This is a genomic window from Pseudomonas sp. Ag1, assembly GCF_000278565.1.
Lineage (GTDB): Bacteria > Pseudomonadota > Gammaproteobacteria > Pseudomonadales > Pseudomonadaceae > Aquipseudomonas.
This window is the reverse complement of the sequence record NZ_AKVH01000093.1, coordinates 72900-95597: the sequence shown is the minus strand read 5'-3', so window position 1 is coordinate 95597 and position 22698 is coordinate 72900. Positions and strand designations below refer to the sequence as shown.

General features: G+C 63.5%; 21 protein-coding genes. 16 read left to right on the top strand and 5 right to left on the bottom strand.

The features are described 5' to 3' along the window. Positions 1-4: 4 nt before the first annotated feature. The 4 genes from ruvX to gshB form a co-directional block, all read right to left on the bottom strand. Positions 5-442: a Holliday junction resolvase RuvX gene (ruvX, locus tag A462_RS20025; RefSeq protein ID WP_008434150.1), complete on the bottom strand. Its 438-nt coding sequence runs from the start codon at positions 440-442 to the stop codon at positions 5-7. Beyond that, positions 442-1011 carry a YqgE/AlgH family protein gene (locus tag A462_RS20030; RefSeq protein WP_003213742.1) on the bottom strand — a complete coding sequence of 190 codons (570 nt, stop codon included), beginning with the start codon at positions 1009-1011 and terminating at the stop codon, positions 442-444. The genes ruvX and A462_RS20030 overlap by 1 nt, the downstream gene beginning before the upstream one ends. 67 nt (positions 1012-1078) lie before the next feature. Next, positions 1079-1978 carry an energy transducer TonB gene (locus tag A462_RS20035; RefSeq protein ID WP_003213740.1) on the bottom strand — a complete coding sequence of 300 codons (900 nt, stop codon included), beginning with the start codon at positions 1976-1978 and terminating at the stop codon, positions 1079-1081. Positions 1979-2055: 77 nt separating this feature from the next. After that, positions 2056-3009, bottom strand: a complete 954-nt coding sequence (gshB, locus tag A462_RS20040) for a glutathione synthase (protein ID WP_003213738.1) — start codon at positions 3007-3009, stop codon at positions 2056-2058. 239 nt (positions 3010-3248) lie between these two features. On the opposite strand from gshB, the gene pilG reads away from it, so the two are divergent. The 16 genes from pilG (at position 3249) to madM (ending at position 21613) form a co-directional block, all read left to right on the top strand. After that, the gene (gene pilG, locus A462_RS20045) at positions 3249-3656 is read left to right on the top strand and encodes a twitching motility response regulator PilG (RefSeq protein ID WP_003213736.1); all 408 of its coding nucleotides are present in this window, start codon (positions 3249-3251) and stop codon (positions 3654-3656) included. A gap of 47 nt (positions 3657-3703) precedes the next feature. Next, the gene (gene pilH / locus A462_RS20050) at positions 3704-4069 is read left to right on the top strand and encodes a twitching motility response regulator PilH (protein ID WP_003213734.1); all 366 of its coding nucleotides are present in this window, start codon (positions 3704-3706) and stop codon (positions 4067-4069) included. 12 nt (positions 4070-4081) lie between these two features. After that, positions 4082-4606 (top strand): chemotaxis protein CheW, encoded by a 525-nt coding sequence (locus tag A462_RS20055; RefSeq protein WP_003213731.1) that lies wholly within the window; start codon positions 4082-4084, stop codon positions 4604-4606. Then, positions 4603-6654 (top strand): methyl-accepting chemotaxis protein, encoded by a 2052-nt coding sequence (locus A462_RS20060; RefSeq protein ID WP_008434142.1) that lies wholly within the window; start codon positions 4603-4605, stop codon positions 6652-6654. Before A462_RS20055 ends, A462_RS20060 begins: the two co-directional genes overlap by 4 nt. Before the next feature lie 198 nt (positions 6655-6852). Further along, positions 6853-12693, top strand: coding sequence for an Hpt domain-containing protein (locus A462_RS20065; protein ID WP_008434140.1), 5841 nt, complete (start codon positions 6853-6855; stop codon positions 12691-12693). Then, entirely contained in the window at positions 12686-13141 is a 456-nt protein-coding gene (locus A462_RS20070) for a chemotaxis protein CheW (protein WP_003213725.1), read from the top strand. Before A462_RS20065 ends, A462_RS20070 begins: the two co-directional genes overlap by 8 nt. A gap of 488 nt (positions 13142-13629) precedes the next feature. Then, positions 13630-13953, top strand: coding sequence for a DUF6124 family protein (locus tag A462_RS20075; RefSeq protein ID WP_008434138.1), 324 nt, complete (start codon positions 13630-13632; stop codon positions 13951-13953). Between the two features lie 315 nt (positions 13954-14268). Beyond that, complete coding sequence (mdcA, locus tag A462_RS20080; RefSeq protein WP_032899253.1) at positions 14269-15939, top strand: malonate decarboxylase subunit alpha; 1671 nt, start codon at positions 14269-14271, stop codon at positions 15937-15939. Beyond that, positions 15940-16788, top strand: coding sequence for a triphosphoribosyl-dephospho-CoA synthase (locus tag A462_RS20085; protein ID WP_008434131.1), 849 nt, complete (start codon positions 15940-15942; stop codon positions 16786-16788). Beyond that, the gene (locus tag A462_RS20090; protein WP_003216806.1) at positions 16788-17087 is read left to right on the top strand and encodes a malonate decarboxylase subunit delta; all 300 of its coding nucleotides are present in this window, start codon (positions 16788-16790) and stop codon (positions 17085-17087) included. The genes A462_RS20085 and A462_RS20090 overlap by 1 nt, the downstream gene beginning before the upstream one ends. Next, positions 17080-17922, top strand: coding sequence for a biotin-independent malonate decarboxylase subunit beta (locus tag A462_RS20095; RefSeq protein ID WP_008434127.1), 843 nt, complete (start codon positions 17080-17082; stop codon positions 17920-17922). Before A462_RS20090 ends, A462_RS20095 begins: the two co-directional genes overlap by 8 nt. Next, complete coding sequence (gene mdcE, locus A462_RS20100; protein WP_008434125.1) at positions 17919-18695, top strand: biotin-independent malonate decarboxylase subunit gamma; 777 nt, start codon at positions 17919-17921, stop codon at positions 18693-18695. Before A462_RS20095 ends, mdcE begins: the two co-directional genes overlap by 4 nt. Then, positions 18689-19285: a malonate decarboxylase holo-ACP synthase gene (locus A462_RS20105; RefSeq protein ID WP_008434124.1), complete on the top strand. Its 597-nt coding sequence runs from the start codon at positions 18689-18691 to the stop codon at positions 19283-19285. Before mdcE ends, A462_RS20105 begins: the two co-directional genes overlap by 7 nt. Further along, positions 19282-20187 carry a malonate decarboxylase subunit epsilon gene (gene mdcH / locus A462_RS20110; protein ID WP_003216814.1) on the top strand — a complete coding sequence of 302 codons (906 nt, stop codon included), beginning with the start codon at positions 19282-19284 and terminating at the stop codon, positions 20185-20187. The genes A462_RS20105 and mdcH overlap by 4 nt, the downstream gene beginning before the upstream one ends. Positions 20188-20433: 246 nt before the next feature. Beyond that, complete coding sequence (madL, locus tag A462_RS20115; protein WP_003216818.1) at positions 20434-20847, top strand: malonate transporter subunit MadL; 414 nt, start codon at positions 20434-20436, stop codon at positions 20845-20847. A gap of 1 nt (position 20848) precedes the next feature. Continuing rightward, the gene (madM, locus tag A462_RS20120; protein ID WP_003216820.1) at positions 20849-21613 is read left to right on the top strand and encodes a malonate transporter subunit MadM; all 765 of its coding nucleotides are present in this window, start codon (positions 20849-20851) and stop codon (positions 21611-21613) included. 156 nt (positions 21614-21769) lie between these two features. Here madM and A462_RS20125 read toward each other — a convergent pair whose 3' ends face one another. Then, positions 21770-22684 (bottom strand): LysR family transcriptional regulator, encoded by a 915-nt coding sequence (locus tag A462_RS20125; RefSeq protein WP_003216822.1) that lies wholly within the window; start codon positions 22682-22684, stop codon positions 21770-21772. Between the last annotated feature and the right edge of the window lie 14 nt (positions 22685-22698).

The following is a 22698-nucleotide window of genomic DNA, read 5'->3' as shown; positions in this document are numbered from 1 at the left end:
TCAGTCAGGATTCAAATAAAGCGGCGTTTTCATCCAGCCAGCCCTGCAACAGCAGGGCCGCGGCGATGGCATCCACCGGGTTGTCGCGGTAACTGCCTTTCTGCCCGCCACGGTCACGGCGCTCGCCCTTGGCTTCGAACGTGGTCAGGCGTTCGTCGTGGGTATAGAAGGGCAGGTTGTAGCGGCCGTTCAGGCGGCGGGCGAACTTTTCGGCCCGCAGGCACATCTCGCTCGGGGTGCCGTCCATGTTCAGCGGCAGGCCGACCACCACGGCGTCGGGCTTCCACTCCTTGATCAGGGCTTCGACCTGGTTCCAGTCCGGCACGCCGTTCTGGGCCTTCAGGGTGCACAGCTCGCGGGCCTGGCCGGTAATCACCTGGCCGACGGCGACGCCGATCTGTTTGGTGCCGTAGTCGAAACCGAGGATCAGACGCAAGGCCATCAGGCGTGCCCCGCCTGGCTGGTCAGCAGGCTGAGGTTGATCCGCAGCTTGGCGGCGGCCGCTTCCAGGCGCAGTTCGCTGGGGGTGTTGAACAGGATGTCGGCGTCGAACGGGCAGGTCAGCCAGGCATTGCTCGCCAGCTCCGCCTCCAGTTGCCCGGCTTCCCAGCCGGCGTAGCCGAGGGTGATCACACTTTGATCAGGCCCTACGCCGTCGGCAATCGCGAACAGGACGTCCTGGGACGTGGACAGGGACAACCCTTCAAGGTCCACGGTCGCCTGGAATTTCGGCCCGGTGGGGTGCAGCACAAAACCCCGGTCCGTCTGCACCGGCCCGCCGATGTAGATCGGTACGTGCTGGCAGCTGGCGGGTGGGTCGATGTCCGGGCGCAGTTGCTCGAGGATATCGGCCAGGTTCAGGTCTTGCGGGCGGTTGACCACCAACCCCATCGCACCATTGGCGGTGTGCTCGACGATGTAGGTCAAGGTCTGCGCAAAGTTCGGGTCGGCCATATGGGGCATGGCGATCAGGAATTGGTGCTTGAGGTAGGTCGGGCTGACATTTTTCATGTCCGCTAGTGTGGCGTTGGAGGGGCGAACTGACAAGCTGAGGATGCGCAGGAAATCACCGCCAGCATCAATTGCTCGACAGCCGATCACCCTTGGCAAAGCGCCAGGTGCGAATGATTTCCAGGCGGTCGATGTCGTTCAGGTCCCCGGTAAACGGCGCAAAAGGCGCCGCCAGGCGCACGATGCGTTGCGCTGCCTGGTCCAGCAGCGGTTGGCCGGAGGACTCCAGCACCTGCACCTCGTACAAGGTGCCGTCGCGGTTGATCGACACCAGCAGTCGCAAATTGCCGTAGATCTGCTGGCGACGGGCTTCGTCCGGGTAGTTCAGGTTGCCGATGCGCTCGACCTTCTTGCGCCACTCATCCTTATACCAGGCGCCTTTGTCGCGCATGGTGGAGGCGGCGTTGAGGCGGTAGATCCGCGGGCGCTTGGCGTACAGCTGTTGTTCGTGGGCCAGTTCGGCTTCCAGGCTGGAGATCTCACTGGAGAGTTGCGAGCTGTCAAAAGTCGGGGCCGGCGGGGCAGGCGTGGGTTCGGTCTTGGCCTTTTCGCGCTGGGTCGGGGCTTTTTGCGGCTTGGGCGCCACGGTGGTGACCGCCGCCTTGGGGGCGGCCTGTTTCACCTCCGGCTTGGGCGCCGGCGGTGGCGTGACCTTATTGACCTTGTTGTCCTGGAATGGCGCGACTTCAGTGGTCTTGGGCACGGCCTTCTTGTCGAGGGTGCCGCTGCCTTGCTGATTGTCCTGGGCGAGAAAGTCGGCTTTTTCGGGCTTCTTTTCGCTTTTGAACGTGGCGAGGGTGATTTCCAGGGTCTTGGTGATCTGCTTGGGTTCGGCAAAGGTGAAACCCAGGCCGAGGATCAACGCCAGGTGAATCAACGCCGCCAGAAACAGGGTAAATCCGAGCCGATCAGCCGGGCGCACGCCGCTGTGGGAGAGTTCGGGGGGCAGATCGGACGGGAGCGTCATGACAAGAAAACCAACATCGCACGTTTCACAGGTGGCGCATGATAACGCAATGTTGGTTTGTGTCCGGCTGTTCTATGTCACTTGGCTTGTAGCTTGGCGGCAATCGCAGCCATCAGCATTTCGCCGATGTTCGTGCCAAATGCGTTGTCGATCTCGCGAATACAGGTCGGGCTGGTGACGTTGATTTCGGTGAGGTTCTCGCCGATTACGTCCAGGCCTACGAACAGCAGGCCTTTTTCGCGCAGGGTCGGGCCGACTTGGGCTGCAATCCAGCGATCCTTGTCCGTCAGCGGGCGGGCTTCACCCCGGCCACCGGCGGCCAGGTTGCCGCGGGTCTCGCCGGCGGCCGGAATGCGCGCCAGGCAGTAAGGCACCGGCTCGCCGTCGATCATCAGGATGCGCTTGTCGCCGTCCTTGATCGCCGGAATGTAGGCCTGGCCCATGATCTGCTGGGTGCCCAGCGCAGTCAGGGTCTCCAGGATCACCGACAGGTTCGGGTCGCCGGCGCGGTGGCGGAAGATTGAGGTGCCGCCCATGCCGTCCAGCGGCTTGAGGATCACATCGCCGTGCTTGGCGGCGAATTCACGCAGCACATCGGCGCGGCGGCTGACCACGGTCGGCGGCGTGCACTGCGGGAACAGCGTGGCGAACAGCTTTTCATTGCAGTCGCGCAGGCTCTGGGGCTTGTTGACGATCAGCACGCCCGCGCGCTCGGCCTGCTCCAGCAGGTAGGTGGAGTAGACGAACTCCATGTCGAACGGCGGATCCTTGCGCATCAGGATCACGTCGAGGTCGCTCAGGGGGCTGTCGATTTCGTCTTGCAGCTCGAACCACTTCTCGGGGTTGGCAAACACCTGCAGGGGACGCATCCGCGCCCGCGCTTCACCGTCGCCCTGATAAAGGTCCGGCTGCTCCATATAGAACAGGCTCCAGCCGCGGGCCTGGGCGGCCAGCAGCATGGCCAGCGAGCTGTCCTTTTTATAGGAAATGCTGGCGATAGGGTCCATGACAATGCCGACGCGAACGCTCATGGGGGATTTCCTCTAGCAAATAAGGGCGCATAAAAGTGGCGTCAGAGTGGCGCTGCGGCTGTTGTGGGTCAAGGAAAAACCACCACGCGGGTCGGCCGATAGATTGCGTTCTGAGACTGTGCTAAAAAGGCTGCCATGGCACATCAGCCCTTGAATTCCGAGGCTTTTGGCGCTCGTCCTGTGCAACATCAGGCAGTACACACCGAAAACCTATTCGCTGTGGCGATGGTAGAGCAGATATGGAACAGCATTCCAACGCCTTGAAAGTGATGGTGATCGACGATTCGAAAACGATTCGCCGCACGGCCGAAACACTGTTGAAGAACGTAGGGTGCGACGTCATCACGGCCATCGACGGTTTCGATGCCCTGGCCAAGATTGTTGACCATCATCCACACATTATCTTTGTCGACATCATGATGCCGCGCCTGGATGGCTATCAGACCTGCGCGCTGGTGAAGAACAACCCGGCGTTCAAGTCGATCCCGGTAATCATGCTGTCCTCCAAGGATGGTCTGTTCGACAAGGCCAAGGGGCGCATCGTCGGCTCTGATCAGTTTTTGACCAAGCCTTTCAGCAAGGAAGAACTGCTGAGCGCGATCAAGGCCTATGTACCGGGCTTCGCCGCAGTAGAACAAGCACACTGACGGGGGCCCCACGAGGGCTTGCGTCTACTAGATAAGTGGGGAAAACCATGGCACGTGTTCTGATCGTCGACGATTCGCCGACTGAAATGTACAAACTGACCGAAATGCTCGAAAAGCACGGTCACACCGTCCTCAAGGCCCAGAACGGCGGCGATGGCGTTGCGCTGGCCCGTCAGGAAAAGCCGGATGCGGTGCTGATGGATATCGTGATGCCGGGCCTCAATGGCTTCCAGGCCACCCGTCAGTTGACCAAAGATGCCGAGACCAGCCACATCCCGGTGATCATCATCACCACCAAGGATCAGGAAACCGACAAGATCTGGGGCGAGCGCCAGGGCGCCAAGGATTACCTGACCAAGCCCGTGGACGAAGAAACCCTGATCGCCACCCTGAACAAGGTGCTGGCCGGCTGACGGCACGTTCCCATGACCGAGTCGCAAACCGCCTTCGAGCTGCTGCTGGACATCGACCGCCGCTGCCGCTTGCTGGCTGCCGACCTGCCGTCCCAGGAAACCCGGCTGCTCAGCTGGAGTGGGATCGGGTTTCGCCTGGGCGAACACTGGTACGTGGCGCCCATGGGCGAGGTGGCGGAAGTGCTGCACGAACCGCGCTGTACCTTGATGCCCGGGGTCAAGCCGTGGATCAAGGGCGTGGCCAACCTGCGCGGGCGCTTGCTGCCGGTGATGGACCTGGGCGGTTTCCTTGGCCTTGAGCTGTCAGTGGCGCGCAAACAACGGCGGGTGCTGGTGGTGGAGTATCAGGACGTGTTTGTCGGCCTGTTGGTGGACGAGGTGGTGGGCATGCAGCATTTCGCACAAGACGCGTTGTCGACGAGCACCGCAGGCGGCGCGCCGTTTATCCAGGGCCAGTTCGACGGCGACCAGCTGTGGCAGGTCTTCAGCCCCTTCGCCCTGGCCCAGGCTCCAGGTTTCATGGATGTCGCCGCATGAGTACCGTCACCCCGGTCAAACCCCAGGAAGCCTCCCGCAGCCGCTCGCAGATCATCGTGCTGTTTATCGCGCTGATCGTGTTCATCATGCTGCTGTTCGCCAACTTCGCGTACCTCAACACCCAGTCCACCTACGACAAACAGTACATCGGCCACGCCGGTGAGCTGCGGGTGCTGTCCCAGCGCATCGCCAAGAACGCCACCGAGGCTGCCGCCGGCAAGGCGGCGGCGTTCAAGCTGCTGGGGGATGCGCGCAACGATTTTGCCCAGCGCTGGGGTTACCTGAAAAAAGGCGACCCGGCCACCGGCCTGCCCGCTGCACCCACCGCCGTGCGTGCAGAAATGCGCGCCGTGCAGACCGACTGGGAAGCGCTGCTGAAAAACGCCGATGCGATTCTGGCCAGCGAGCAAACGGTGCTGTCGTTGCATCAAGTGGCCGCGACCCTGGCGGAAACCGTTCCGCAGTTGCAGATGGAGTCGGAAAAGGTTGTCGATATTCTGCTGCAACGCGGCGCACCGGCCAGCCAGGTAGCGTTGGCCCAGCGCCAGTCATTGCTGGCCGAACGCATCCTGGGGGCGGTGAACACCGTGCTGGCGGGGGACGAGACTGCCGTGCAGGCCGCCGATGCCTTCGGCCGCGATGCCAACCGTTTCGGCGTGGTGCTCAGCGGCATGCTCAACGGCAATCCCGGGCTGCGCATCACCCAGGTTGAAGACCACGACGCCCGCGCCCGGTTGGCGGAGATTTCCGAGCTGTTCGAATTCGTCTCGGGCTCCGTGGACGAAATCCTCGAAACCTCGCCGCAGCTGTTCCAGGTGCGCGCCTCGGCGAGCAATATCTTCAACCTGTCGCAAACCCTGCTGGACGAAGCCTCGCACCTGGCCACCGGCTTTGAAAACCTGGCGGACGGGCGCACTTTCGACACCATCGGCGGCTACGTGCTGGGCTTGCTGGCGCTGGCCTCGATCATCCTGATCGGCCTGGTGATGGTCCGCGAGACCAACCGCCAGTTGCGGGAAACCGCCGAGAAGAACGAGCGCAACCAGAACGCGATCATGCGCCTGCTGGATGAGATTGAAGACTTGGCCGACGGCGACCTGACCGTCACCGCCTCGGTCACCGAAGACTTCACCGGCACCATTGCCGACTCCATCAACTATTCCGTGGACCAACTGCGCGACCTGGTGGCCACCATCAACCTCACTGCCGGCCAGGTGGCTGGTGCGGTGCAGGACACCCAGGCCACCGCCATGCACCTGGCCCAAGCGTCGGAGCATCAGGCACAGCAGATTGCCGAAGCCTCTACGGCGATCAACCAGATGGCCCAGTCCATCGACCAGGTGTCGGCCAACGCCGCCGAATCTTCGGCAGTGGCCGAGCGTTCGGTAGAGATTGCCAACAAGGGCAACGAGGTGGTGCACAACACCATCCACGGCATGGACAACATCCGCGAACAGATTCAGGACACCGCCAAGCGCATCAAGCGGCTGGGGGAATCGTCCCAGGAAATTGGCGACATCGTCAGCCTGATCGATGACATCGCCGAGCAGACCAACATCCTCGCGCTCAACGCCGCGATCCAGGCGAGCATGGCCGGTGATGCCGGGCGTGGTTTTGCGGTGGTGGCCGATGAGGTACAGCGCCTGGCTGAGCGTTCTTCGGCGGCGACGCGGCAGATCGAAACCCTGGTGCGAGCGATCCAGACGGACACCAACGAAGCCGTGATTTCCATGGAGCAGACCACCACCGAAGTGGTGCGCGGTGCGCGGCTGGCCCAGGACGCCGGGGTAGCGCTGGAAGAGATCGAAGGCGTGTCGAAAACCCTGGCGGCGCTGATCCAGAGTATCTCCAACGCGGCGCAGCAGCAGACGTCGTCGGCAGGGCAGATTTCCCTGACGATGAACGTGATCCAGCAGATCACCACTCAGACTTCGTCAGGCTCTACGGCCACTGCCGAGAGCATCGGCAACCTGGCAAAAATGGCCAGTCAGTTGCGGCGGTCGGTGTCGGGGTTCACCTTGCCGGCGGCGAAGCGGGTGGATGAGTGAAATGCGCCCTCGAAAACACCGAAAAGCAAATGTGGGAGCGGGCTTGCTCGCGAATGCGGTGTGTCAGTCGCCGACGCTTTGTCTGACCCACCGCATTCGCGAGCAAGCCCGCTCCCACAGTTGATCTCCTTTGTTTTGAGATCGGTGTACGCATGACCCAGCACTACCAGCAACTCATGAATTCAGACGGGAGCGGTTATGGTTGATCGGCACGACTACGTGGCCCTCGAATGGGTCAAGGGCGAAATTGCCGAAACCCTGAAACAGGCCCGTTCGGCGCTGGACGCCTATGTTGAAGAAAGCAGCAGCGAGGCCATCGGCCAGTGCCTGGAATGCATCCATCAGGTGCATGGCAGCCTGTTGATGGTCGAGTTCTACGGCGCGGCCCTGTTCGCTGAAGAAATGGAACAACTGGCCCTCGCCCTGCAAGGCGCGCGCGTCAGCCAGCGCGACGAAGGCATTCGCCTGCTGCAACAGGGCCTTGGCCAACTGCCGCTGTACCTCGACCGCGTACACAGCGCCCGGCGCGACCTGCCCCTGGTAGTGCTGCCGCTGCTCAACGACCTGCGCAGCGTGCGCGGCGAAAGCCTGCTCTCGGAAACCAGCCTGTTCAGCCCGCAACTGCTGGTGATCCCGCCGCTGCCCGAAGACGCCCTGGCCCAGCGCACGCCAGAGGATTTCCCCGAGCTGCTGCGCCAGTGGCGGCAGATGCTGCAACAGGCGCTGGTCGGTTTGCTGCGCGAAGACCACGGCCCCAGCAACCTGGAAGACATGGCGCGGGTCTTCGCCCGCCTCGAAGCCCTGTGCCATGGTGCGCCGCTGTTACCGTTGTGGCAGGTCACCTCGGCGCTGGTGGAAGGCATGCTCATTGGCGTGGTTGCCAACAGCCCGGCGTTGCGCAGTTTGCTCAAGGCCTGCGACAAGCAACTCAAGCGCCTGCTGATCCAGGGTATCAACGGCATCAACACCCCGGCCCCGGATGAGCTGCTCAAGAGCCTGTTGTTCTACGTCGCCAAAGTCACCCGACCGACTCCACGGATGCAAAGTTTGAAAGAACGATATGGCCTCGATGAAGCTTTGCCCGACAGCGCCGTGGTGGACGCCGAACGCGCCCGCCTGGCCGGCCCGGACCGCGACGCGATGGGCTCGGTGCTCGGCGCGTTGTGCGAGGAGCTGGTGCGGGTCAAGGAACGCCTGGACCTGTTCGTACGCAGCGACCGTCAGCACGCCTCGGACCTTGAGGCGTTGCTGGCGCCGCTGCGGCAGATCGCCGATACCCTGGCGGTATTGGGCTTCGGCCAGCCGCGCAAAGTGATCATCGACCAACTGGCGGTGGTACTCGGCCTGGCCCAGGGGCAGCGCGAACCCAACGATGCGGTATTGATGGACGTTGCCGGTGCGTTGCTCTACGTCGAGGCCACGCTGGCCGGGATGGTCGGCACTGTCGAGCCGGAACGCCGCGAAGAAAGCCGCCTGCCTACCACCGACCTGACGCAGATCCACCACCTCGTCATCCGCGAATCCTGCCAGTGCCTGACCCAGGCCAAAGAGCTGGTGATCGACTGCATCGAGGCTCACTGGGACCGCCAGCGCCTGGAGTCGCTGCCCGAGTTGCTGACCCAGGTGCGCGGCGCGCTGGCGATGATTCCGCTGCCCCGTGCGGCGAGCCTGATGCGTGGCTGCAATGACTACGTCAACGAGCAACTGATGGTCGGCGACGCCGCACCTTCCGAGGCGCAGCTTGAGCATTTTGCCGATGTGCTCACCAGCCTCGAGTACTACCTGGAACGCATGCTCCAGGACCACGACGCCCCGGGCGAACGGGTGCTGGAAGTCGCCGCTGAAGGCCTGGCCGCGCTGGGCTATTTGCCGGCCGAAAAACCCTGGCGCCAGGCACTGCTTGAGCAGGGTGACACGCCCACGGAGCAAACCCCGTTCCTCGCCGATGCGTTGGCCAGCCCCACCTCGCGCCTCAACCCGCCGGCACTCCAGCGTCCCGGCAGCCTGCTGCCGCCGCCCGCCGGTGAAGAAGCCATCGATGATGAACTGCGGGAAGTCTTCCTCGAAGAAATCGCCGAAGTCCTCGATGTGCTGCATCGCTATGTGCCCGCCGGCACCGCCAGCCTGGAAGACAAGGCCACCCTGAGCGAAATGCGCCGCGCCTTCCACACCTTGAAAGGCAGTGGCCGCATGGTTCGCGCCCTGGTGTTGGCAGAGCTGGCCTGGGCCGTGGAAAACCTGCTCAACCGCGTGCTGGAGCGCAGCGTTGCGCCGGGCCCGGATGTGCAAGCAGTGCTGGATGACGTGTTGGAATTGCTGCCGGAGCTGATCACCGATTTTGCCGACAATGCCCAGCGCCAGCGCGATGACGTAGACGAACTGGCGGCGCGGGCGCACGCCTTGGCCAGCCGTGTCGAACCGTCGGCCACAGACCCGGCCGCCCTGGACCCGCAGTTGCTGGAAATCTTCCGCAACGAAGCCCAGAGCCACCTCGACAGCCTCAACCACTTCCTGCAACAGGCCACCGAGCACCTGCCGCTGCAAGTCAGTGATGAACTGCAACGCGCACTGCACACCCTAAAAGGCAGCGCCTATATGGCCGGTGTGTTGCCCATCGCCGAACTGGCGCGCCCGCTGGATCACCTGACCCGCGAATACAAGGCCCACCGCCTGCCGCTGGACCTGGATGAAATCGAATTGCTGCTGGAGGCCGAGGCGTTGTTCCAGCGCGGCGTGCGCCAGTTGGACAGTGACCCTCACGCGGCCATCAATGGTGCAGCAGGGCTGATCGAGCGCGCGCAAAACCTGCTGAACAGCCAGCTTGAAGCCTTGCTGAATGCGCCCAACACCGGCCTGCGGATCAAGCGCGACCCGCAGTTGATCGCCAACTTCCTGGCCCAGGGCATGGACATCCTGCTGGACGCCGAAAGCCTGCTGCGCCGCTGGCAACAGCACCCCGGCGAACGCCAGGAACTGAGCGCGCTGCTGGACGAACTGACCACCCTCGGCGAAGGCGCGCACCTCGCCGACCTGCACTCGATGGACGAATTGTGCGAAGCCTTGCTCGACCTCTACGGCGCAGTGGAAGAAAGCAGCCTGGCGGTCAGCGAGCGCTTCTTCCACGAGGCCGAACAGGCCCACGAAGCCCTGATCAACATGCTCGACCAACTGGCCGCCGGCCAGGAAATCAGCGCGGCGCCGGCCCGGGTACGCGCCCTGCGCGAGCTGCTGGATGAAGGACTCGACCCGTCCGCCACCGGCTTGATCAAGACCGATGGCAGCCGCGCGCTGAGCATCTCCGAGCTGGGCGCCGCTACGGCGAAGCTCGACCAGAGCTTCGCGGTGGATGACGAAATCGTCGAGATCTTCCTTGAGGAAGCGGTGGACATCCTTGACAGCGCCGGCCAGTCCTTGAAGCGTTGGCTGCTGGACCCGGATAACGCAGCGCCGCTGTCATCGTTGCAGCGGGATTTGCACACCCTCAAGGGTGGCGCGCGCATGGCTGAAATCGGCGCGGTGGGCGACCTGGCCCTTGAGCTGGAAAACCTTTACGAAGGTTTGGTGGACCGGCGCTACAGCTATTCCAGCGAGCTGGCCAATGTGTTGATGGCCAGTCATGAGCGGCTGGCGCTGTTGCTTGAGCAACTGCAACACCAGCAACCGTTGAGCGACTCCTCCGACCTGATCAGCCACTTGCGTGAGTTGCGCCAAGGCACCGGACAAGCGGCGCCCGCAGCGGCCGCCGAAGTCGAGACGCCGGGCAGTGATCCCGAGCTGCTGGATATCTTTCTCGAAGAGGCCGCCGACATCCTCGACAGCTCCGGCGCCGCGCTGTTGCGCTGGCAGGCCGAGCCGAAAAATCGCCAGGAAGTCGAGACACTGCTGCGCGACCTGCACACCCTCAAGGGTGGCGCTCGCATGGTCGAGATCGGCCCGATTGGCGACCTGGCCCATGAGTTGGAGTTTCTCTATGAGGGCTTGTCGGCAGGTTTGCTGGCGCCCTCGGCGGAGCTGTTCGCCTTGCTGCAAGGCTGCCACGACCGCCTGGCGCAGATGATCGATGCGGTGGCGGCGGGAATGCCGGTGGGCTCGGTGGACCTGCTGATCGAGCGCATCAAGAGCCTGGTGCGTCCGGCTGAAGTGACGGACGCACCGCTGGCGTTGACGGCAACCAAAACCGAGGCGGTGCCGGCCAGCGACCCGGCCGCCGACATGGTGAAGATCTCTGCCGACTTGCTGGATGACCTGGTCAACCTGGCGGGTGAAACTTCGATCTTCCGTGGGCGTATCGAGCAGCAGGTCAACGATGCGAGCATCGCCCTCAACGAGGTGGAAACCACCATCGAGCGTATGCGCGATCAACTGCGCCGCCTCGACACCGAGACCCAGGGCCGCATCCTCAGCCGCCAGCAGGCCGAGGCCGAACGCCTGGGCTACGAAGAATTCGACCCGCTGGAAATGGACCGCCATTCCCAGTTGCAACAACTGTCCCGGGCCCTGTTCGAATCGGCTTCCGACCTGCTCGACCTCAAGGAAACCCTCGACCGCCGCAACCAGGACGCCCACAACCTGCTGCAGCAACAGGCGCGCATCAACACCGAGTTGCAGGAAGGCCTGATGCGCACGCGCATGGTGCCCTTCGAACGCATGCTGCCACGGCTTAAACGCATCGTGCGGCAGGTGGCGGGCGAGCTGGGCAAGGACGTGGAATTTATCGTCGGCAATGCCGAAGGCGAGATGGACCGCAACGTGCTGGAGCGCATGGTCGCGCCGCTGGAACACATGCTGCGCAACGCCGTCGACCACGGCCTGGAATCCCGCGATGCACGATTGCTGGCCGGTAAACCCGAGAAAGGCCGCATCACCCTGGACCTGACCCACGAAGGCGGCGACATCGTTTTCGACATGCGCGACGACGGCGCCGGCGTGCCGCTTGAAGCCGTGCGGCGCAAGGCGATCAAGCGTGGCTTGCTCGACCCCAACCTGGAAATCAGCGACCGCGACGTGTTGCAGTTCATCCTGCAACCGGGGTTTTCCACTGCCGAAAAAATCACCCAGATTTCCGGGCGTGGCGTGGGCATGGACGTGGTGCATGAAGAAGTGCGCCAGCTGGGCGGCTCGATGGTCATCGACTCGACGCCGGGAGAGGGCGTGCACTTTCGCATTCGCCTGCCGTTCACCGTGTCGGTCAACCGGGCGATGATGGTGCAGTGTGCCGACGATCAATACGCGATCCCGCTGAACACCATCGAAGGCCTGGTGCGGGTCATGCCCCATGAGCTGGAAGGGCACTATCAGCAGGACCCGCCGCGCTACGAATACGCCGGCCAACGCTACGAACTGTTCTACCTCGGCGACCTGCTGCACACCGTCGGCCGGCCGAACCTGCTGGGCCAGTACCAGCCGCTGCCGGTGCTGCTGGTGCAATGCAACGAACGGCGCGTGGCGGTGCAAGTGGACGCCATGGCCGGCACCCGGGAGATCGTGGTCAAGGGCCTGGGGCCGCAGTTTGCCGGGGTGAAGGGCGTGTCTGGCGCAACCATCCTTGGCGATGGCCGCGTGGTGCTGATCATCGACCTGATGGCGCATATCCGCGCCCGGCCACCGGCGTTGCCGGCCCAGGCGGCGGACGCTCCGTTGATCCTCAACGACCCGCTGAAAAAGCGCCCGCTGCTGGTGCTGGTGGTGGACGACTCGGTCACCGTGCGCAAAGTCACCAGCCGCCTGCTGGAGCGCAACGGCATGAACGTGCTCACCGCCAAGGACGGCATTGACGCCATGGCCGTGCTGGAAGAGCACACCCCGGACCTGATGCTGCTCGACATCGAAATGCCGCGCATGGACGGCTTCGAAGTGGCCATCCAGGTGCGCGACGACCCGCGGCTGATGCGCATGCCCATCATCATGATCACCTCCCGCACCGGGCAAAAACACCGTGATCGTGCGATGGCGATTGGCGTCAACGACTACCTCGGCAAGCCTTATCAAGAGTCGGTGCTGCTGGAAAGCATCGCTTACTGGAGCAAGTCCCGTGCTTGATCACCGCGCAACTCAACTCACCGGCTTGCTGCTGCCATTGGCCGACCGTCACCTGTTGTTGCCCAACGTCGCCGTGGCCGAGCTGATCGACTTCCAGCGCGGCGAACCGGCCAGTGATGCGCCGCCGTGGTATTTGCGGCAGGTTACCTGGCGGGATCGGCAGTTGCCGTTGATCAGCTTTGAGGCCGCGTGTGGCGAGTCGGGCGTGGTGGGAGAGCGGGCACGGATTGTGGTGTTGAACACCCTCGGAGGACGGCCGACGTTGAAGTTTATTGCGTTGGTGATCCAGGGGATTCCGCGTTCGTACAAGCTCGATAGCCAGTTGAGTTATGTGGACGTGCCGTTGTGCCCGCTGGAGTTGGCGGCGGTGCAGGTGGGGGAGCATGTGGCCAGGGTGCCGGACTTGATGGGATTGGAGGCGTTGTTGGTCGAGGCGGGGTTGGCCTGAGCTACACATGTTGATGATCGTTCCCACGCTCCGCGTGGGAATGCAGCCTCGGACGCTCTGCGTCCAGCTGGCGATGCAAGGCTTAAGTCTCGCGCTGTGGTGACGCGGAGCGTCACGGGATGCATTCCCACGCAGAGCGTGGGAACGATCGCATCGGCGTGCGCTTTACAGTCGGATTTTTCCTGCAACCTCTCGCGCTGTGCATGAACTTGTTGTGCCCTGCGATCGCGCCTAGTCTTCGTCCGTCATCGCAAAAAACGGTGACACGGACGTGCAAGTCCGACGAAACTGTTTAGGCGTACAAACGCCCAGCCATCCAACGGGCGTTTTTTGTGCTCGCTGCTTTATGGCGGCTGCGCGCAGGAGGTCTTCGGACCTGCTGGGTGTCCTAAACAGGCCCGGTCTTGCACACCTGCGCACGGTCGCCACCCTTATTCGCGTGCAAGCGAACGGTGGCGCTCCTTACTCATCTGTTTAGGAGTTTCATCATGTTCAAACCTACCCCCAATCCGCCCCACAACACCGAAATCGAACACCGCAAACTCCAGGCCGCCGCCGAGCGTGCCATGGATCATTACTTTCCGACTTCCGCTTCATCGTCACTCTTTACCGTCACCCCCTCTCAATCCACCGAAGCCCTGCTGGCCAACGCTTCTGAAACCTTTGCCTCACTCAACGCCCTGACTTCCAACCTGGCCTTTGAATTGGAAGGTTCCCAGCGCGGCGTGGTGCTGGCCATTCAGCAGATGAGTGAGCTGGGGCAGTTACTGGTTGATCAGGCGTTGGAGCAGGTGAGCCCAGCGGCGATGTGACGAAGTGGGATCGGTCCCAAAAAGGGACTGATCGTTCCCATTTTGGGACTTCTGCGCACGTTCTCCCGAACAGCGCTGAGCAAATGTGGGAGCGGGCTTGCTCGCGAATGCGGTGTGTCAGTACCCGATTTATCAACTGACCCACCGCATTCGCGAGCAAGCCCGCTCCCACATTTGAACTGTGTTGAGCCCGAGCCTCAGCGTTTGCTAATGAACCATTACTCCAATCGTAACGGTTCACCGCCCAGCTTGATTGATACCCCCCCAATACCCTCCTAAGGTACAGCCCACGACAGCAAATCCCGTGGAGCGACCATGACAACAACAACTTCCCCCGACTCGCGCTGGACGCGGCGGCGCGATGAGAAGCAGCGCCGCCTCGCATTGGTGCGATCCTTCGCCGATGGCGCCGTGCTCCCCAGCGAGCGCATTGTCGAAGCCCTGGAAGCCCTGATCCTCCCCGGCGACCGCGTGGTGCTGGAGGGCAACAACCAGAAGCAGGCCGATTTCCTCTCGCGCTCCCTGGCCAAGGCCGACCCAGCCAAGCTCCACGACCTGCACATGATCATGCCCAGCGTCGGCCGCTCCGAGCACCTGGACCTGTTTGAAAAGGGCATCGCCCGCAAGCTGGATTTCTCCTTCGCCGGCACCCAGTCCCTGCGCATCAGCCAATTGCTGGAAGACGGCCTGCTGGAAATTGGCGCGATTCATACCTACATCGAACTCTACGCGCGGCTGGTGGTGGACCTGATCCCCAACGTGATCCTGTCGGCCGGCTTCATGGCCGACCGCGCCGGCAATATCTACACCGGCCCGAGCACCGAAGACACACCCGCGCTGATCGAGCCGGCCGCCTTCAGCGATGGCATCGTCATCGTCCAGGTCAACCAACTGGTGGATGACGTCACCGACCTGCCGCGCGTCGACATCCCCGCGAGCTGGGTCGATTTCGTGGTGGTCGCTGACAAGCCCTTCTACATCGAACCGCTGTTCACCCGCGACCCACGCCACATCAAGCCGGTGCATGTGTTGATGGCGATGATGGCGATCCGTGGCATCTACGAAAAACACAACGTTCAGTCCCTGAACCACGGTATCGGTTTCAACACCGCCGCCATTGAATTGATCCTGCCAACCTACGGTGAATCCCTGGGCCTGAAGGGCAAGATCTGCCGCAACTGGACGCTCAATCCACACCCGACTTTGATCCCGGCTATCGAAAGCGGCTGGGTGGAAAGCGTGCATTGCTTCGGCACCGAACTGGGCATGGAAAACTACATCGCCGCTCGCCCGGATGTGTTCTTCACCGGCCGCGACGGCTCGCTGCGTTCCAACCGGATGTTCTGCCAACTGGCCGGCCAATACGCGGTGGACCTGTTTATCGGCGCCACCTTACAGGTCGATGGGGACGGGCATTCCTCCACCGTCACCCGTGGCCGCCTCGCCGGTTTTGGTGGTGCGCCGAACATGGGCCATGACCCACGGGGTCGCCGCCACGGCACACCCGCCTGGCTCGACATGCGCCACGACGACGCTCCCGAGGCCTTGCTCGAACGCGGCAAAAAGCTCGTGGTGCAGATGGTCGAGACCTTCCAGGAAGGCGGCAAACCCACCTTTGTCGAAACCCTCGACGCGGTGGAAGTCGCCCGCAAAAGCGGCATGCCCCTGGCGCCGATCATGATCTACGGCGACGACGTCACGCACCTGCTCACCGAAGAAGGCATCGCCTACCTGTACAAGGCCCGTTCCATGGAAGAGCGCCAGGCGATGATCGCCGCCGTGGCCGGGGTGACCGCCATCGGCTTGCGCCACAACCCCAAGGACACCGCACGCATGCGTCGCGAGGGCTTGATTGCGCTGCCCGAAGACCTCGGCATCCGCCGCACCGATGCCACCCGCGAGCTGCTGGCCGCCAAGAGCGTGGCCGATCTGGTGGAGTGGTCCGGTGGCTTGTACAACCCGCCCGCCAAGTTCAGGAGCTGGTAAATGCACGCACTCAAACTGCACGACCTGACGCTGGCCGAACGCCTGGCCGACATGGCCGTCGACGCGTTGATCGATGAGGCAGACCTGTCGCCGAAACCCGCCCTGGTAGACCGTCGCGGCAACGGCGCCCATACCGATTTGCACCTCGGCTTGATGCACGCCTCGGCGCTGTCGCTGTGGCCGGCGTTCAAGGAAATGGCCGAGGCCGCTGTCGAATTTGGCGAAGTCGGTTTGCCCCTGCGTGAAGCCCTCGGGCGCATCGGTCGCGAAGGTGAGCAGGCGATGCTCGTCACCACCAGCGGCGTTAATACCCATCGCGGCGCGATCTGGGCCCTCGGCCTGTTAGTCGCCGCCGCCGCACTGCAACCCGAATCCTGCACTGCCAGCGCGGTGACGTTGCGCGCCGCCCGCCTGGCCTTGCTCAACGACCGTTACGCACCGCAACCGCTGAGCCACGGCGCCCAGGTCGCACAACGCTACGGCGCACGCGGTGCCCGCGAAGAGGCGCAACTGGGCTTCCCGTCGGTGCTGCAACGCGGCCTGCCCCAACTGAAGAAAAGCCGCCTGCAGCAACACGGCGAACAGAACGCGCGCCTCGACGCCTTGCTGGCGATCATGACCGACCTGGCCGACACCTGCGTGCTCTACCGCGCCGGTCCTGAAGGCTTGCAGGCCATGCAGCAGGGCGCCCAAGCCGTACTGGACGCCGGCGGCAGCGCAAGCCTCGCCGGCCGCCGCCAACTGCATGAGCTGGACCAGCAACTGCTGGCGCTGAATGCCTCCCCCGGTGGCGCCGCCGACCTGTTGGCCGCCTGCCTGTTTATCGACCGCCTCGACGGAGCGCTGTGATGGAAACCTTATCCTTTGAATTCCCCGCCGGGCAGCCCGCAAAGGGCCGCGCGCTGGTAGGTTGCGTCGGCTCCGGCGACCTCGAAGTGCTGCTGGAACCGGGCACCGCCGGCACCCTGACGATTCAGGTGCAAACCTCGGTCAATGGTGCGCAGCTACGTTGGCAGCACCTGTTTGAACGGATCTTCCAGGAGCAGACGCCCCCTGCATTGAACATCGATATCCACGACTTTGGCGCCACACCCGGCGTGGTGCGCTTGCGCCTGGAGCAAGGCTTCGAGGAGATCGGTCATGACTGACTTGCTCAACAAACACAGCTTCGTCGAACTCGGCGCCCGGCAACGGGCCAAGGCCTTGCTCGACGCGGGCAGCTATCGCGAACTGATCGACCCGTTCCAGCGCGTCATGTCGCCGTGGCTGAGCCGCCAGGGCGTGGTGCCGCAGGCAGATGACGGCGTGGTGATCGCCAAGGGCAGCATCGCCGGCTTGCCGGTGGTCATCGCGGCCATCGAAGGCAATTTCCAGGGCGGCAGTCTCGGTGAAGTCGGCGGCGCAAAGATGGCCGGAGCACTGGAGTTGGCTGCTGAAGACAACCGCAACGGCATCCCGACGCGCGCCATCCTGCTGCTGGAAACCGGCGGCGTGCGCTTGCAGGAAGCCAACCTGGGCTTGGCTGCCATCGCCGATATCCATGCGGCGATTGTCGACCTGCGCCAGTACCAGCCGGTGATCGGCGTGGTGGCGGGCAGCGTCGGTTGTTTTGGCGGCATGTCCATCGCGGCAGGCTTGTGCAGTTATCTGCTGGTGACCCGTGAGGCGCGCCTTGGCCTGAACGGCCCGCAGGTGATCGAGCAGGAAGCCGGCCTTGAAGAATACGACTCCCGTGACCGGCCCTTCATCTGGAGCCTGACCGGCGGTGAGCAGCGTTTCAACAGTGGCTTGGCCGACCGGTATGTGGCCGACGACGTGGTGCAGATTCAGCAGCAGATCACTGAGCTGCTGCAACAAGGCTTGCCGGAAAACCAGCGCAGCCGTCAGGTTGATCACTATCTGGAACGCCTGGCCGCACTCAACGCCGAACCGCAAATCGACCCGGCGACGGTTCGCGATCTGTATCAGGGAGAACACTCATGAGAGGTTTGCAGTGGTTCAACGCATTGAGCGGCGACGCAGCGCCAGTGAGCGGTTTGCCGAACTCGCTGAAAGTTGCCGACGGTGTGCTCGGTGATCAGCCAGTGCGCTTTATCGCGGTGGTCACCGACCCGCAAAACCGCTTCCCTCGCGCTCGCAACGGTGAAGTCGGTTTGCTGGAAGGCTGGGGCTTGGCCAAGGCGGTTGATGAGGCGATCAACACCGGCGACAAGCGTCCGCTGATTGCCATCGTGGATGTGCCGAGCCAGGCCTACGGTCGTCGCGAAGAGGCGTTGGGCATTCACCAGGCATTGGCCGCCGCTGCCGACAGCTACGCCCGTGCCCGCCTGGCCGGTCACCCGGTGATCGCGCTGCTGGTGGGCAAGGCGATGTCCGGCGCCTTCCTCGCCCATGGTTACCAGGCCAACCGCCTGATTGCCCTGCGCGACCCCGGCGTGATGGTGCATGCCATGGGCAAGGCTTCGGCGGCGCGGGTAACCCTGCGCAGTGTTGAAGAGCTGGAAACCCTGGCCGCCAGCGTGCCGCCGATGGCCTATGACATCGACAGCTATGCCAGCCTCGGCTTGCTCTGGGAGACCTTGTCGGTCAGCCAGATCGAGCAGCCCACCAGCGAAGATGTGGCGCGGGTCAGCGAGTGCCTGGTGCAGGCGATCAAGGATGTGCAGGCCGGCGGTCGGGACCTGAGCGGTCGCCTGGGCGCCACCAATCGCGCTGCCTCCAGCCACGTGCGCCAACTGCTGCGGGAGCAATGGTGAACGCTCACGACTTGCTCTGGGGCATGACCCCGGCGCATGCGCCCGCTGATGCGCCGGCCTGGGTGCTGGAAGCATTGGCCGCTGGGCATCCGGTGGTGGTGCGGCGTGCCGTCGCGTCGCCGGGCCAGGTAGCGGTGGGGGTACGCGGGCGCTTGCGCGAGCAGCGCTTCGCCGCCGTGATGCCGATGGCGGCGGTGCAGCGGCGCGTGGTGCCGGAAGACCTGCGCGGTGTGATCTCGCCAAGGGATTTGCCGGCGTTGCAGGCCCTCGCTCAGTTGCGACCGGTGCTGGCGGGAGAGAGTTGGGGCGTCACCGGCAGTGCGGGTTTCGAGTTGGCCAGCGGCGTCGAAGCGCTGCATGCCAAGAGCGATCTGGATTTGATTCTGCGCACGCCCGAGCGCCTTGATCGCAGCGATGCAGAGGACCTGCTGGCGATACTGGATACGGCGGTGTGCGCCGTGGACCTGCAACTGCAAACGCCGTTTGGCGCGGTCGCGTTGCGTGAATGGGCCGGTGGTTCGCGTCGCGTGCTGCTGAAGAACGCCAGCGGCGCGCAGTTGGTGCTCGATCCTTGGCAGGCCGTGGCATGAGTAGCCTCCTGGCATTCCCGGGGCAGGGCGCCCAGCGTCCCGGCATGCTCCAGCAACTGCCGCGTGCGGTGCTGGACGAAGCCAGTGCTGCCCTCAATGAGGATGTGCTTACCCTGGATTCTGCCGAAGCGCTGGCCTCGACCCGTGCCGTGCAGCTCTGCCTGTTGATTGCCGGTGTCGCCAGTGCGCGTTTGCTGGAACACACCCCCGATTACGTCGCCGGCCTGTCCATTGGTGCCTATCCGGCCGCCGTGATCGCCGGCTCGCTGGACTTTGCCGACGCGTTGAAACTCGTCAGCCTGCGCGGCGAATTGATGCAACACGCGTATCCCCACGGCTACGGCATGACCGCCCTTATCGGCCCGGACCTGTCCACCGTCGAAGCCTTGCTTGCTCAGGTCCACAGCCCGCAAACCCCGGTTTACCTGGCCAATATCAATGCCGACAACCAGACGGTCATCGCCGGCAGCGATGAGGCCATGAAGGCGGTCGCCAATCTGGTGCGCGGCAACGGCGTCGCCAAACGCCTGGCCGTCAGCGTGCCGTCTCATTGCGTACTGCTGGAAAAACCCGCCGAGGCCCTGGCCGAAGCATTCGCCCAAGTGACACTGAAACCGCCGAGCATCACCTACCTGAGCAGCACCCGCGCCCGGCCGATCCACAACACCGAACACCTGCGCGACGACCTCGCCTTCAACATGTGCCGCATCGTCGACTGGCGCGGCACCGTGCAAAGCGCCTTCGAGCGCGGTGTGCGCCTGCATATCGAACTGCCTCCCGGTGCCGTGCTTACAGGCCTTGCGCGCCGGGTGTTCGAGCAAGGCACCGTCATCGCCTTCGAAGGCGCCCGCCTGGACACCTTGCAGGCCTTGCTGCGAGAGGAGGGAAACCATCACCGATAGAGCTCCACCAAGGCTGATGCTGGTCGGTCAAGAGATAGAGCGGGTCACCAATGACCTGTGGCGAGGGAGCGTGCTCCCGTTGGAGTGCGCAGCGCTCCGAGGATTTCAGGGCCGCTACGCAGCCCAGCGGGAGCAAGCTCCCTCGCCACAGGTACGGTATTCATCTTTATCGGATCGGCATTGCCGCCCAAGGCTTTCGAAGCACAAAAACAACAATTTCGATGAAGCACTTTGAGGACAACCATCATGATTATTTACGGTGTGGCGTTGCTGGCGATCTGCATGTTGGCCGGCGTGATTCTGGGCGACATGCTCGGCGTGTTGCTGGGAGTCAAATCCAACGTGGGCGGGGTGGGGATCGCGATGATCCTGCTGATCTGCGCACGGTTGTGGATGCACAAACACGGCGGCATGACCAAGGAATGCGAGATGGGTGTCGGCTTCTGGGGTGCCATGTACATCCCGGTAGTGGTGGCGATGGCGGCGCAACAGAACGTGGTGACCGCGCTGCACGGCGGCCCGGTGGCGGTGCTGGCGGCGATTGGTTCGGTGGTGGTGTGCGGTTGCACGATTGCCTTGATCAGCCGCACGCACAAGGGCGAACCGCTGCCCGATGAAGAGCCGCTGATTGCGGCTGCACCTGTCGCGGGAGGTCGCTGATATGTGGGAACTCATCGAGAAAGGCCTGGCAAATAACGGCTTGGTCACCGCCTTTGCATTTGTTGGCGTGGTGATGTGGATTTCGGTGGTGCTGTCCAAGCGCCTGACCTTCGGACGCATCCACGGCTCAGCCATCGCGATTGTGATCGGGCTGGTGCTGGCCTGGGTGGGCGGTACTTTGACCGGCGGGCAGAAAGGCCTGGCGGATGTGGCGCTGTTTTCCGGGATCGGCTTGATGGGCGGCGCCATGCTGCGGGACTTTGCCATCGTGGCCACGGCGTTTGAAGTACAGGCCACCGAGGCGCGCAAGGCCGGCTTGATTGGTGCGATTGCCTTGCTGTTGGGGACGGTGCTGCCGTTTATTGTGGGCGCGAGTATCGCCTGGGCGTTTGGTTATCGCGATGCGATCAGCATGACCACCATCGGTGCGGGCGCGGTGACTTACATCGTCGGGCCGGTGACCGGGGCGGCGTTGGGGGCAAGCTCGGATGTGGTGGCGCTGTCCATTGCGACTGGGTTGATCAAGGCGATCCTGGTGATGGTGGGCACGCCCATGGCGGCACGCTGGATGGGCCTGGATAACCCGCGCTCGGCGATGGTGTTTGGCGGCCTGGCTGGTACGGTGAGCGGCGTGACGGCAGGCCTGGCGGCGACGGACCGGCGGTTGGTGCCGTATGGCGCACTGACCGCCACCTTTCACACCGGGCTTGGGTGTTTGCTGGGGCCGTCGGTGCTGTACTTCATCGTGCGCGGGATCGTCGGCTGACCCGAGATGTGTCGACCGCTTTTGTGGCGAGGGAGCTTGCTCCCGCTGGAGCGCGAAGCGGTCCCAATGCATTCTTCCTGAAACAACGCGGGCGCTGATTTTACGACTGCTGCGCAGCCGAGCGGGAGCAAGCTCCCTCGCCACAGGGGATCATTGTCAGGTTTGGCGGTTCGCATACATCCGGCACTCCGCCAACAGCGCGAGCAGGTTCGGGTCGCGCTCCTTGGCTTTCAGAAACACCACGCCAATGTGCTGCTGCAAACGGTAGCGCGGTTGCAGGGGAATCAGCTTCACCCGGTTCTCATATACCGCCGCAATCCGCCCCGGCAGCAGCGCATAACCCACCCCCGAGCTGACCATGCTCAGCAGGGTGAAGATGTCGTTGACCTGCATCGCCACCTTCGGCTCGAACCCTGCCTGCTTGAATACGCGGTTGCCATCCTGATGGGTGGCGAAGCCTTGGGTGAGGGTGATGAAGGTGGCGTCGCGCACGTCCGCCAGGTCGATTTCCTGTTCGCGGTCGAAGGGTGAATCGGCCGGGGTGGCGAGGAAGATGTCGTCGGAAAACAGCGCGATCTGCTCGCAGTCCGGATCGTTGGCGTGCTCGTCGAGGGAGATCAGGATCGCGTCGACTTCCATGTTCTTCAGCTTGTACAGCAGGTCGAAATTCGACCCGAGGATCAGGTCGATATTCAGCTCGCTACGGCGAATCTTCAGCCCCATGATCAACTGCGGCACGGTCTTCACCGTCAGCGAATACAGCGAGCCCAGCTTGAAGCGCTCGGCGGAGAAACCGGCGGCTTCGCGGGTGACCCGCACGCTGTCGACCACATCCTGCACCAGCTTCTGCGCGCGCTCTTCCAGCACATAGGCGCTTTCCAGCGGCGTGAGGTTGCGCCCTTCGTGCTTGAACAGCGGGCAGCGCAGGGCGTTTTCCAGGGAGTGGATCGCCCGGTGCACGCTGACGTTGCTGGTCTGCAATTCAGCCGCCGCCCGCGCCAGGTTGCCGGTGCGCATGAACGCCAGGAAGATTTCCAGCTTCTTGAGGGTGAACTCTTCGTCGATCAGCATGGGCGTGACTCTTG

Coding starts and splice junctions, on each gene's coding strand:
- A462_RS20085 (WP_008434131.1), top strand. CDS start 15,940: ATGCACGCACTCAAACTGCACGACCTGACGCTGGCCGAACGCCTGGCC.
- A462_RS20035 (WP_003213740.1), bottom strand. CDS start 1,978: ATGACGCTCCCGTCCGATCTGCCCCCCGAACTCTCCCACAGCGGCGTG.
- gshB (WP_003213738.1), bottom strand. CDS start 3,009: ATGAGCGTTCGCGTCGGCATTGTCATGGACCCTATCGCCAGCATTTCC.
- A462_RS20090 (WP_003216806.1), top strand. CDS start 16,788: ATGGAAACCTTATCCTTTGAATTCCCCGCCGGGCAGCCCGCAAAGGGC.
- A462_RS20060 (WP_008434142.1), top strand. CDS start 4,603: ATGAGTACCGTCACCCCGGTCAAACCCCAGGAAGCCTCCCGCAGCCGC.
- pilG (WP_003213736.1), top strand. CDS start 3,249: ATGGAACAGCATTCCAACGCCTTGAAAGTGATGGTGATCGACGATTCG.
- A462_RS20125 (WP_003216822.1), bottom strand. CDS start 22,684: ATGCTGATCGACGAAGAGTTCACCCTCAAGAAGCTGGAAATCTTCCTG.
- A462_RS20095 (WP_008434127.1), top strand. CDS start 17,080: ATGACTGACTTGCTCAACAAACACAGCTTCGTCGAACTCGGCGCCCGG.
- A462_RS20030 (WP_003213742.1), bottom strand. CDS start 1,011: ATGAAAAATGTCAGCCCGACCTACCTCAAGCACCAATTCCTGATCGCC.
- ruvX (WP_008434150.1), bottom strand. CDS start 442: ATGGCCTTGCGTCTGATCCTCGGTTTCGACTACGGCACCAAACAGATC.
- A462_RS20055 (WP_003213731.1), top strand. CDS start 4,082: ATGACCGAGTCGCAAACCGCCTTCGAGCTGCTGCTGGACATCGACCGC.
- pilH (WP_003213734.1), top strand. CDS start 3,704: ATGGCACGTGTTCTGATCGTCGACGATTCGCCGACTGAAATGTACAAA.
- mdcH (WP_003216814.1), top strand. CDS start 19,282: ATGAGTAGCCTCCTGGCATTCCCGGGGCAGGGCGCCCAGCGTCCCGGC.
- mdcA (WP_032899253.1), top strand. CDS start 14,269: ATGACAACAACAACTTCCCCCGACTCGCGCTGGACGCGGCGGCGCGAT.
- A462_RS20065 (WP_008434140.1), top strand. CDS start 6,853: ATGGTTGATCGGCACGACTACGTGGCCCTCGAATGGGTCAAGGGCGAA.
- madL (WP_003216818.1), top strand. CDS start 20,434: ATGATTATTTACGGTGTGGCGTTGCTGGCGATCTGCATGTTGGCCGGC.
- A462_RS20075 (WP_008434138.1), top strand. CDS start 13,630: ATGTTCAAACCTACCCCCAATCCGCCCCACAACACCGAAATCGAACAC.
- madM (WP_003216820.1), top strand. CDS start 20,849: ATGTGGGAACTCATCGAGAAAGGCCTGGCAAATAACGGCTTGGTCACC.
- mdcE (WP_008434125.1), top strand. CDS start 17,919: ATGAGAGGTTTGCAGTGGTTCAACGCATTGAGCGGCGACGCAGCGCCA.
- A462_RS20105 (WP_008434124.1), top strand. CDS start 18,689: ATGGTGAACGCTCACGACTTGCTCTGGGGCATGACCCCGGCGCATGCG.